At 61.2% G+C, this 11,289-nt stretch carries 10 protein-coding genes and 1 tRNA gene; 6 read left to right on the top strand and 5 right to left on the bottom strand.

Features of this window, described 5'->3' with window-relative positions; genetic code table 11:
* Positions 1 to 23 precede the first annotated feature (23 nt).
* The 4 genes from AC2YB9_RS00755 to AC2YB9_RS00740 all read right to left on the bottom strand — a co-directional run bounded on the left by AC2YB9_RS00755 (position 24) and on the right by AC2YB9_RS00740 (position 3,903).
* On the bottom strand, positions 24 to 1,409 hold the full coding sequence (locus AC2YB9_RS00755; protein WP_487266854.1) for a flavin monoamine oxidase family protein: 1,386 nt from the start codon (positions 1,407 to 1,409) through the stop codon (positions 24 to 26).
* Between the two features lie 120 nt (positions 1,410 to 1,529).
* Positions 1,530 to 2,156, bottom strand: a complete 627-nt coding sequence (locus AC2YB9_RS00750) for a YigZ family protein (RefSeq protein WP_487266853.1) — start codon at positions 2,154 to 2,156, stop codon at positions 1,530 to 1,532.
* A gap of 116 nt (positions 2,157 to 2,272) precedes the next feature.
* Positions 2,273 to 3,046: a class I SAM-dependent methyltransferase gene (locus AC2YB9_RS00745; protein ID WP_487266852.1), complete on the bottom strand. Its 774-nt coding sequence runs from the start codon at positions 3,044 to 3,046 to the stop codon at positions 2,273 to 2,275.
* A gap of 50 nt (positions 3,047 to 3,096) precedes the next feature.
* Positions 3,097 to 3,903, bottom strand: a complete 807-nt coding sequence (locus tag AC2YB9_RS00740) for a crotonase/enoyl-CoA hydratase family protein (RefSeq protein WP_487266851.1) — start codon at positions 3,901 to 3,903, stop codon at positions 3,097 to 3,099.
* Between the two features lie 81 nt (positions 3,904 to 3,984).
* On the opposite strand from AC2YB9_RS00740, the gene AC2YB9_RS00735 reads away from it, so the two are divergent.
* Complete coding sequence (locus AC2YB9_RS00735) at positions 3,985 to 5,592, top strand: AMP-binding protein (protein WP_487266850.1); 1,608 nt, start codon at positions 3,985 to 3,987, stop codon at positions 5,590 to 5,592.
* Positions 5,593 to 5,648: 56 nt separating this feature from the next.
* Here AC2YB9_RS00735 and AC2YB9_RS00730 read toward each other — a convergent pair.
* A tRNA-Leu gene (locus AC2YB9_RS00730) sits at positions 5,649 to 5,731 on the bottom strand.
* A gap of 166 nt (positions 5,732 to 5,897) precedes the next feature.
* Between AC2YB9_RS00730 and AC2YB9_RS00725 the strand changes: the two genes are divergently transcribed.
* Genes AC2YB9_RS00725 through AC2YB9_RS00705 form a run of 5 tightly spaced genes read left to right on the top strand, consistent with a single transcriptional unit; the run spans position 5,898 to position 11,249 of the window.
* Entirely contained in the window at positions 5,898 to 6,623 is a 726-nt protein-coding gene (locus AC2YB9_RS00725; RefSeq protein ID WP_487266849.1) for an FHA domain-containing protein, read from the top strand.
* On the top strand, positions 6,623 to 7,099 hold the full coding sequence (locus AC2YB9_RS00720; RefSeq protein ID WP_487266848.1) for an FHA domain-containing protein FhaB/FipA: 477 nt from the start codon (positions 6,623 to 6,625) through the stop codon (positions 7,097 to 7,099). The genes AC2YB9_RS00725 and AC2YB9_RS00720 overlap by 1 nt, the downstream gene beginning before the upstream one ends.
* Before the next feature lie 3 nt (positions 7,100 to 7,102).
* The gene (locus AC2YB9_RS00715; protein ID WP_487266847.1) at positions 7,103 to 8,398 is read left to right on the top strand and encodes a PP2C family protein-serine/threonine phosphatase; all 1,296 of its coding nucleotides are present in this window, start codon (positions 7,103 to 7,105) and stop codon (positions 8,396 to 8,398) included.
* Entirely contained in the window at positions 8,395 to 9,783 is a 1,389-nt protein-coding gene (locus AC2YB9_RS00710; protein WP_487266846.1) for an FtsW/RodA/SpoVE family cell cycle protein, read from the top strand. The genes AC2YB9_RS00715 and AC2YB9_RS00710 overlap by 4 nt, the downstream gene beginning before the upstream one ends.
* Entirely contained in the window at positions 9,780 to 11,249 is a 1,470-nt protein-coding gene (locus tag AC2YB9_RS00705; protein ID WP_487266845.1) for a peptidoglycan D,D-transpeptidase FtsI family protein, read from the top strand. The genes AC2YB9_RS00710 and AC2YB9_RS00705 overlap by 4 nt, the downstream gene beginning before the upstream one ends.
* Positions 11,250 to 11,289 lie beyond the last annotated feature (40 nt).

Below are 11,289 nucleotides of genomic sequence, written 5' to 3'. Positions count from 1 at the left end.
TTTGGCCGAAATCATCCCATTTTTCAAGCTTTTCTCGCGGGAAATGGTGGGAAATCGGCCAAATCTCGCAAAACCTCGACGGCTGCCCGCTCACCCGAACTGATGGCACCGTCGATATAGCCACACCAGCGCACCGCAGTCTCCGTGCCGGCCCAGTGAATCCTGCCGACAGGTGCCCGCAATGCCGCGCCGACCTGTGTCCACGCACCGGGTGGGAGGTGCGCTCCGTAGCAACCACGAGTCCATTCCTCCGCAGTCCAGTCTTTCTCGATGTACGCGAGTGGATTCCGTGCCTGCTCGCCGAACAGTCGGACCAACGCGCCGGTCACTGCAGCAGTGCGCTGCTCCGCTGTCCGCGACGACATTTTCAACCCATCAGCGCCTTCAATGAACGCCAGGAGTACGCCGGGCCCGTCAACACCGACTGGGGAGGCATCGAAAACCACCTTCACCGGCGAGGTGTCCGCAACCGCCTCACCGCTCAAATCCTCATCGCGCCAGAAGGGCCGTTGATAAACAGTGTGGGTCTTGATGACCGAACCATGCGGCATCCGTTGGGTCAGTGAGTCCCGCACCGGTGGCATCGGCGGATCGTAGGTGATGCGTCCGGCCAACGTTGGTGGGACTGCCACGATCACCTGGCTCGCCGAATAACTTCCCTCGGTCGTGCGCACGAGTACGTGCTCGGGGTCCTGGCCGATGAACTCCACCGGCTCACCGAGCCGAACCCGATTGCCGAGCTGCGCACCAAGTCGTTCGGCAACCTGCTGCATACCGCCATCCACCCGCGCATGTTGAGCACCGCCCTGAGTGCTCAACAAATGTTCGAAGCTGACACCCGACTTGCAATAGAACAGCGCATGCAGCAGGGAGAGATTGCCAGCCGTAGTGGCGAACACCGCCTCGCACCCGATCCGGAAGAACTGCCGGCCCTTGGGCGTCCGGCAGGTATGGCGAATCCACGTCTCGAACGTCTGGCTGTCGAGTCGCTCTGCATTCTGTGTTGCCCACGGCTGCTGCAGATCAATCCGAGCGGCAAGCCGGTTGAAACGCAACAGCGATTGGCCCACATCCGCCAACACCAGTGGCCCCAGGTTCGGCGTGCTTCCGGTGTAACGCGTCATCCGGCCACGAATGCTCAAGACGGTTTTACGTCCGTCGTTCTGCTCGACCGTCCGCAACCCGAACCGGTCTAACTCGCCCTGCAATGCGCGCTGATCCGGCCCGACCCATTGTCCGCCGGAGTCCACTCGCAGGCCAGGAAACCTCGGCACATCCTCGGTCAGGATGCGTCCTCCCACCCGATCGCGGGCCTCAAGAACGGTGACGTCGTGACCCGCAGTTACCAACCGGTCAGCAGCGACGAGACCCGCCATCCCGGCGCCGACCACCACATAAGAACTCTCCACGCCAACGGACGATACTGTATTTTTTGGCGATGCTCACCGAATCGGGTCCCCCAGCTTTGGCCGCAACCATCCCTTTTATCGACGTTCCGGCGTCAGAAACGGGAGGAAATCGGCCACCGCTCAGACGCAATCTGCCCATTCGTCGTCGATTTCAACGGCGGTCGCCGCACCTGAGGTAAAGGCCGCGAGCTTGTCATGGAAACCAATGACCTCGGTGACTGGCACAGCAACCATTAAAGTCGCCAGCTCGCCGTACGAGATGTCGCGAACCTGGACGATCGAACGAAGTTGGTTGTCGAGTCTGCCCACATCGGCGGCCGGAACTGTGACCTCGATCAATCGATGCATCGCCCGTTGACGGACACCGGCCTCGTCAAGCGCGGCCGAAACCGCATCGCCATACGCACGGACGAGTCCGCCCACGCCAAGTTGGGTGCCACCGTAATAACGTGTGACGACGGCGACCACGTCACTCAGCCCACGTCCGGTCAGCACGCCCAACATCGGCATACCTGCCGTGCCGGAAGGCTCACCGTCATCGTTACTGCGCTGGATTTGAGCGGTTGGTCCGAGCACGAATGCCGTGCAGTGATGGGTGGCGTCGCGGAACTGCCGCCGAATGTCCGCGATGAAATGACGCGCATCCCGATCGGTGTCGACCCGTGCCACATCGCAGCGAAAGCGCGAGCGTTTGATCTCAAGCTCGGCGGTGGCGGCACGCGCGACAGTCGTGTAGGTCGATTCCACCACCCCAGTGAATCAGCACCCACGTCCAGCCCCCAAGATTTGGCCGAAATCATTCCGTTTTCTCGAACTTTTAACGTCGAAAATGGGCAAAATCGGCCAAATCTTGGGGAGGGCGGTTAGGCCTTGGTGAGCTTGAGGAAAATGCTGGGACCGAAGTTGTTCTTGGCGAGCCGCTTCTGGGTGACCTTCTCGACCGCCAGCATGACCTTGTGCGGGACGACCTTCTTGATCTTCTGGCTGCGCAGATTCGACACCGATAGCTTCTCGTCAAGCTCAAGCCCAGCGGTACGTAATTGGCCGAGCACCGTGTCGATGTTGTGATTGACGAACGCAATCGCATCGGCTTCATCGGAGGCAGACCGAATACTGACCGGCTCAGTCGGTAGCGGTTTCTTGGCCCGCTTGTGCTTCATCCGGTTGACGAAGTGCCCGTAGTTGGCGACCTCGATGATCGCCGTGCCGCCCGGCGCCAACACGCGCGCGATCTCAGCGAACTCTTCACTCGGCTCAGGTATGTGGTGCATAACGCGAACCATCGTGATCAGATCAAGCGATCCATCCTCGAATTTGAGGTCATCGGCCTGCATCTGGACCTGCTCGATGTCAGTCCCCTTCAACACATCCTTGGCCGCTTCGAGCTGACTAAGCGCCGGCTCGGCGAGCGTGACCCGATCGGCATACTCGCTCAGCAGCAGGCACAGCCGACCGAAGCCGCCGCCGATGTCGGCCGCGTGCCGGTAGCGACGCGTGCCAATTAGCCGACGGATCGCGATGCGCTCGGCATCGTTCTCGTAGTCGCGGTTGTTCCAATACTGCGTGTAGTCATAATCGCGCTCGTACTGATTGGCAACCTTCTTCGAAGGTTCGGGCTGCAGCTGGGGATCGGTCACGCAGTTAGCCTAACAACCACGACGTATGCGCTGCTCAGCCCTTAAAGTGCTCAGCCGTTGAAAGTCCGGGGACCGAACTCGGCAGCTTCCCGAGCAAAGCCGGCGCGACGCGCGATCTTGGTGTTCTTCGCGAGCAACATCGACAGCTGAAGAGCCCGCTCGATGTGGAAGGCGCGGCGCGGCCGGCTGCGCCGAGTTTCGTTGAGCAGTCTTTTGGAGGCTGCCACCGAGTCGGGCGAACGCGTCGACAATTGCTCGACGAGTTTGAGTGCATCCTTGAGTGGATCGGCGCTGGAACCGGTGACGAGGCCGATCTGTTTCGCGGCCTTGCCGGTGATGATTTCGCCGGTCATGGTCAGTCGTTTGGCCACATCGGCGGTGACGACTTCACTCAACGCGACCGTGCCGCTCATATCTGGCACAAGACCCCATTTGGCCTCCAGCACCGACCACTCACAATCCGGCGTCGTGAACCGGAAGTCAGCCGCCAGCGCCAATTGCAAACCGGCGCCGTAACAGCGGCCATGGGTCACGGCGATCACCGGAACTGGGAGCTCCCGCCAGACCCAGTTGGCCTGCTGGAAGAGATTAGTCCCGCGGATCGGATTGGCGACGAACGATCGCAGGACTTTGACTGGATCTTTGAGCACGCTCGCGAAATCGAGGCCAGCGCAGAACGCATCGCCGTTGCCCTGGATGATCACCGCGCGGACGTTTCGGTCCCGGCGGATCTTCTTGGCCGCAACGACCAAATCATGCAACACGGCAAGGTCAATGCCGTTGAGCTTGTCCGGCCGATTGAGCCACACATACGCCACTGGACCGTCGATTTCCAGCAGGACCCGAGAAGAAATCATGCGGCCAACGCTATCGGAGCATCCCGCCGGCCAGCGCCGCCGACCCTTGCGCGACGACCGAGAGCGTGGCACAAATAGAGGGTGACTACGAATTCCGATGGCTCCCAAACCGCGTTCCTAACCGACACGATCGACAGCAATCTGCGCCGCGCGGTCGCCGACTGGCCCCAACGCGAAGCCGTTGTCGATGTCGCCGGTGAGACCCGCTTCACCTATTCCGAGCTCGAGGATCGGGTTGACGAACTCGCCCGCGGCCTGCTGGCGATCGGCATCGAGAAGGGCGACCGGGTCGGGATCTGGGCACCGAACTGCGTGGGGTGGTTCCTGATCCAATATGCGACTGCGCGCATCGGCGCGATCTTGGTCAACATCAACCCTTCCTATCGGACCCACGAGCTCGCTTATGTCCTCAACCAATCGGGCATCAAATTGCTCGTGTCCGCTATCGAGTTCAAGACCAGCAATTATCGGGCCATGATCGAGGAGGTCCGCCCCGACATCACGACTCTCGAGGACGTCGTATTCATCGGTGACGGATCCTGGCAAGCGCTCATTGACGGAGCCGGCGACGTCGACACCCTGCCGATCTCCGTGGCGCTGTCAGCCGAGGAACCAATCAACATCCAATACACCTCCGGCACGACCGGGTTCCCCAAGGGCGCAACGCTCAGCCATCGCAACATTCTCAACAACGGCTATTTCGTCGGCGAAATATTGGGCTACTCCGAGCAAGACCGAATCTGCGTACCGGTGCCGTTCTACCACTGCTTCGGTATGGTTATGGGCAACCTCGCCTCCACCAGCCACGGCGCGTGCGTTGTCATACCGGCACCCGGATTCGACCCGGTTCTGACCCTTGAGGCGGTTCAGGCCGAGCGCTGCACATCGCTGTATGGCGTGCCGACCATGTTCATCGCCGAGCTCGCGGTGCCGGACTTCTCGTCCTACGACCTGACCTCCCTGCGTACCGGCATTATGGCCGGATCGCCCTGCCCCGCCGAGGTCATGAAACGTGTCATCGACGAGATGAACATGCCCGAGGTGACGATTGCCTACGGCATGACCGAGACGTCCCCGGTCTCGACTCAAACCCGTGTCGATGACACCTTCGACAAGCGGGTGTCAACCGTCGGAACCGCGCATCCGCACGTCGAGGTCAAAGTCGTTGACCCGTTCACCGACGAGGAATTGCCGGCCGGCGAGACCGGCGAATTCTGCACGAAAGGCTATTCAGTCATGCTCGGCTACTGGAATGACCCGGAGAAAACTGCCGAGGTCCTGCGCGATGGCTGGATGCATACCGGCGATCTCGCGATCAAAGACGCCGACGGCTACCTCTCGATCGTCGGCCGCATCAAAGACATGGTGATCCGCGGCGGTGAGAACATCTATCCGCGTGAAATCGAAGAATTCCTCTATACGCATCCGGACATTGTCGACGCGCAGGTGATCGGTGTTCCCGATGAGAAGTACGGCGAGGAACTCATGGCCTGGGTTCAACTCAAGGCCGGGGCGTCCTTGGATGCCGAGCTGCTGCGCGAGTTCTGCAGCGGCAAGCTCGCGCACTACAAGATCCCGCGTTATGTCCATGTCGTCGACGACTTCCCGATGACCGTGACCGGCAAGATCCGCAAGATCCAGATGCGCGACGAGTCAATTACGCTGCTGGGCGGTGCCTCAGCAACGTAATGACGACTCAATTAGGTTGCTCATCCACCGCCCACCAAGGGCGGGAGAAACTTGGGTGCGCGAGGGGGGATTCGAACCCCCACACCCTTTCGGACACTGGCACCTGAAGCCAGCGCGTCTACCATTCCGCCACTCGCGCGTCACCTGTATTGATCGATCCAACTGTCATGTCTGAACCGAGGCACAACTCTAACAGGCCAATTGCATCGTTAATTCGTCCGTACGGCTGCGCCGGATCACCAACGATTGACACCCGACCGATACGATTCAAAGGTATTCCAGTGACCACGAAGGGGTGATGTCCGATGGCGGGAGTGTTACAACGCTTTGAACAGCGCCTCGAAGGTGCTGTCACCGGCGCATTTGCGCGCGCCTTCCGCAGCGCTGTGCAGCCGGTCGAGATCGCCGCTGCGCTCCAGCGCGAGGTCGACAACTCTGCTCACATCTTGTCGCGGGAGCGCAAGCTCGTTCCCAATGATTTCGTCGTCGAGCTCTCGCTTCCCGACCACGAACGACTGACCCAGTTCGGTGACACCCTCGCACGCGAGCTCGCGACCCTCGTGCAGGAACATGTCAAGGAACAGCGCTACACGCTGTCCGGGCCAATTGCGATCAGTTTCAAACAGGCCGGCGACCTGGGCACCGGGCGCTTTCGGGTCAAAAGTTCGACCAATGCGTCAGTCACGCCGGTCGCCGGACAAAGTATGACCGACACCGCATTGACTCGTTCGGAGGTGATCCTTGAGGTCAACGGCATGAAGCATCCGCTCACCGCGCCCGGCGTTGTCATCGGCCGCGGCGCCGAAGCCGATCTCCGGATCGACGATCCGGGCATTTCACGGCGCCACGCTCAGATCAAGATCTACAACGTCGAGGGCGAAACCGCCGTCGCGATCATCGATCTGCAGTCGACCAACGGGGTCATCGTCAATGGTCGCCGAGTGTCCAATGCGGCAATCATCGACGGCTCCGAAATCCGTATGGGCAACACGACTCTCACGATCCGCATCGCCAAGAAGTCGGACCGCTGATGTCCGAACTCACCCTGACGCTGATCAAGCTCGGATTCCTCGCGGTGCTGTGGCTGTTCGTACTCTCCGCGGTGTCGGTGATCCGCTCCGACATCTTCGGCGCGAAGGCTCCCGCACCCGCGCGTGCGCCGAAAGCCAAACAGCGGCCAGCCGCAAAGACCAAACCGCGCAAGCCCGCACGTGGCACCCCGACCAAATTACAGATCATCTCCGGTCCCAATGCCGGTCAGAGTGTCCCGCTCGGCGACAAACCGATCCTGCTTGGTCGCGGCACCGATGCGGCCATACGACTTGATGATGATTATGTATCCACCCGCCACGCCCGTTTCGCCACCAACGGCGAGCAGTGGTTCGTCGAAGATCTCGGCTCGACGAACGGCACCTACCTCGGCAGCCAGCGCCTCACCGCCCCGACGCCGATCGGAATAGGCATCGCCGTGCGCCTGGGCAAAACCATCGTCGAACTACGGAAATAGCCCATGACTGAGCTGACGTACCGCTACGTAGCGCTGACCGATACCGGCCTGCGGCGCACGAACAACCAAGATTCCGGCTTCGCCAGCAACCGTCTTCTTGTCCTCGCCGACGGTATGGGCGGCGCCGCAGCAGGTGACCTTGCGTCCTCCGAGGCGATGCATGTCATCCGCAAACTGGACGGACCACTGGAAGGTGATTCGGTCGAGGTGCTCGCCGGCGCCGTACTCCGTGCCAACGACCGACTCGGCGAACTGATCGAGCAGGAACCGGCCGTCGAAGGCATGGGCACGACGCTCGATGCGTTGCTCTGGGACGGCAAGAAGTTCGCGATGGCGCACATCGGCGATTCCCGCACCTACCGGCTCCGTGACGGCGAACTCACACAAGTCAGCGACGACCATACGTTCGTGCAGAGCCTCGTCGACGAGGGCCGGATCACTCTCGCCGAGGCCCGCCACCATCCACATCGCTCGCTGATTCTACGCGCGCTGCTCGGCCGCGACGACAACGATCCGGACCTGAGCATCGTGGAGCCCGAGCTCGGCGACCGTTATCTGTTGTGCAGTGACGGCCTGCCCGACATGGTCGACAATGACCTCATTGCCACGGCCCTCGGCGCGGAGACGATCGACTTTGCCGCGACCGAATTGGTCCGACTCGCACTCGAAGGCGGCGGCCACGACAACATCACCGTTGTCATCGGCGAGATGGTTGCCGCCGACGACCCGATTGACGAGAGTCTGTCCTGCGCCAACGGTCAGCCGCAGCTTGTCGGTGCCGCCGCCGGCCAGCCACGGCCTCGCACCGGCGCTGACCTGGGCAAGGACAGTCCTCCCGTTCCGCTTGATCCGGAGGAAGCCCGCTACGCTCCGCGGCCACCCGCACGGCTTCGTTGGCTGAAGTGGTTGATCGGTCTCATCGTGCTCGCCGCGATCCTCGCCGGTGTCGGCAAGGTCGCCTACGACTGGAGCCAGAAGCAATACTTCGTCGCGTCAAACAATGGCTACGTCACGATCTACCGCGGCGTACAAGCCGACGTACCCGGCTTGGCTTTGCAGCATGTCAATACCGTGACCACGATCAAAACGTCGTCACTCTCAGATTTCCGCCAGAAGCAGATTCGCGCCGGCATCGAGGCATCCAGCCTCACGGACGCCCGCGAAATCGTCGCGAATCTCGAAGCCTTCTTGCCGCCGGCACCAACGCCAACACCGACCAACAAACCGAAACCGACTGATAAGCCGACCAAGAAAGCCACCACCAAGGCAACCCTCGGCCAGTTCGTGGAACGCCTATGAGCTCATCGGCCAACGCAACACCGACGTGGGTTCCGCGGAAACGACGCGGTGCCGAATTCTTCCTGACGATTCTCGCGGTCCTGATTGGGATCGGTGCCTACTGCGCGGTCGGTCTTGGCGTCGAAGGAACCATCCCGGCCGGCGTTTATAAGCTCACCGCTGGCTTGATTGCACTCGCAATCATCGCGCACGTCATCGTTCGCCGAGTCGCCCCGTATGCCGATCCGGTCTTGTTACCGCTGGTCATCTGCCTCAATGGCATCGGGCTGGCAATGATCTACCGCATCGACCTTGCACGCGGCGCGCGCGACCCGAATTGGTCGGCGCTGGCCAATCCCCAACTCATGTGGACCCTGCTGGGCCTCATCGCCTTCGCCGCAATTCTGATCATCGTCCGCGATCATCGGACCCTTCAAGCGTCGACCTACACCTTCGGTCTGGCCGCGATTGTCCTGCTGATCCTGCCGCTCATCCCCGGGATCGGTCGCACCGTCAATGGTTCACGCATCTGGATCCATGTCGGCCCCATGGGTTTCCAACCTGGTGAAGCGGCAAAGATCTGCCTCGCGATCTTTTTCGCGGGCTACCTCGTCGTCAAACGCGACGCCCTCGCACTGGCCGGTCGTCGGGTTCTTGGCATCGATCTGCCACGAGGTCGGGATCTCGGGCCGATCCTCGCTGGTTGGCTCGTGAGCCTGGGGATTCTTGTCTTCCAGCGCGATCTCGGCTCATCCCTGCTGTTCTTCGGCCTGTTCGTCGTACTTCTCTACATAGCCACCGAGCGTCCGGGCTGGCTGCTGGTCGGTGGCGCCCTTTTCCTTGCGGGATCCTATTTCGGCTACGCCTTCTTCGGACACGTGCAGGTACGCGTCGATGGCTGGCTCGACCCATTCGGCAATCTCGATCAGAACGGCCAACTGGTCAGCGGGCTCTACGGGCTCGCCCACGGCGGAGTGCTCGGACGCGGTTGGGGCCTCGGCAATCCCGACCTCACACCGTTCTCTTACTCAGACTTCATCGCCGACTCCCTTGGCGAGGAGATTGGCCTTGCCGGCCTCATGGCGATCCTGGTGATCTATGGCCTGATCGTCGAACGCGGCTTGCGCATCGCCCTGGTCTGCCGAGATGCCTTCGGCAAACTCTTGGCCGCAGGACTTGCGATCTCGCTCGCGATCCAAGTGTTCGTTGTGGTCGGCGGCGTCACCCGGCTGATCCCGCTCACCGGACTCACCACCCCATTTCTCTCATATGGCGGCTCCTCGATCCTGATGAATTGGGCCATTATTGCCCTTTTGCTGCGCATCAGCGATCAGACACGTCGCCCCGCGCCGGAGATCGAGACGTTCGACCGCGATGAACCCACTCAGGTGGTGAAGGCGATATGAACAAGCCAATCCGCGTCATGGCCATCACCTGCCTTGTCATGTTCTTGGCCCTTCTGCTCAACATCAATTACGTCCAGTTCGTCGACGCTGACAGTCTCAACGCGCATGACGGCAACCGGCGCGTCATCAACGAGGAGTTCTCACGCGATCGCGGCGCGATTCTCGTCGCGGGTGAGCCAATCGCCGAGAGCGTTTCCAGCAAGGATGAATACAAATTCCAGCGTCGCTATCCCAACGGCGAACTGTATGCGCCGATCACCGGCTTCTACTCCTACATTTACGGCCGATCGGGCCTCGAACGGTCACAAAACAGCGTCCTCTCGGGCAGCGACAATCGACTGTTCGTCAACCGCGTCGTCGACCTGTTGTCCAATAAGAAGCCCAAGGGCGGCAGCGTCGAACTGACGATCGATCCACTGGCACAGAAGACGGCCGCCGCCGGTCTCGCCGCGCTGGGCAAGAACGCCAAAGGGTCAGTCCTCGCCCTTGATCCGAGCACCGGTGCGATCTTGGCGATGGCCAATCAACCCAGCTACGATCCCAGCGTTCTCGCCAGCCACGACTTCAGCAAGGTCCAAAAAGCCTGGACCAAGCTCAATGCCGACAAGAACCAGCCGATGATCAATCGGTCAACGCAGCAGATTTTGCCGCCTGGTTCGACCTTCAAACTCGTCACCGCAGCCGCGGCGCTCGATAAACTCGGCGTGGATCCGGACACGAAGATCAAGGCCGGCGCGACGCTGTCATTCCCCGGCAAGCAATACAAACTCACGAATGAGAACAACAGCAATTGTGGCGGCAGCAAGATCACCTTCCAGCGGGCGCTTGAAGTGTCATGCAATGTGGCCTTCGGCAACTTGGCCTTGCGCGTCGGCCAAGACGATCTCGCCGCGCAGTCCGCCAAATTCGGTTTCGGCACTGATCCCCTCGACGGTCTGGCCGGCAGTGATAGTCACTTCACCAGCGGAGAGACGAAGCTCGAAGACACCCAATTGGCACAGAGCGGCATTGGGCAGTATGAAGTCGCCACCAGCCCCTTACAGATGGCCCTCGTCGCCGCTGGCATCGCCAATGACGGCGCCGTCATGAAGCCATACATTGTTAAAACCCTCCGCTCACCCAATCTCAAAGTTCTCGACCAGACCACCCCGTCCCGGCTCAGCCAGGCCATGAGTTCGAGCAACGCGGCGAAGCTCAGGCAAATGATGGTGAGTGTCGTCGACCGTGGGACCGCGACGGTGGCCCGCATCCCCGGCGTCGAGGTCGCTGCTAAGACCGGCACCGCCCAATCAACCCCATCACGTCCGCCCTACGCGTGGTTCGTAGCGTTCGCGCCCGCCAAGAATCCCAAGGTGGCCGTTGCGGTTCTGGTTGAATCAAGCAACACCGGCCGAAGCGAGATCGCCGGCGGCAAACTCGCCGGACCAATTGCGCGCGCAGTAATGGAGGCAGTGCTTAACAAGTGAGTATTTATTTGCGAGACCCCGAGTCAGCTTGGCGCCCGAA

The sequence above is a fragment of the Aeromicrobium changchenzhani genome, assembly GCF_057586615.1.
Note: the sequence above shows the minus strand (reverse complement) of the source record. Positions and strands in the feature narration are given on the sequence as shown.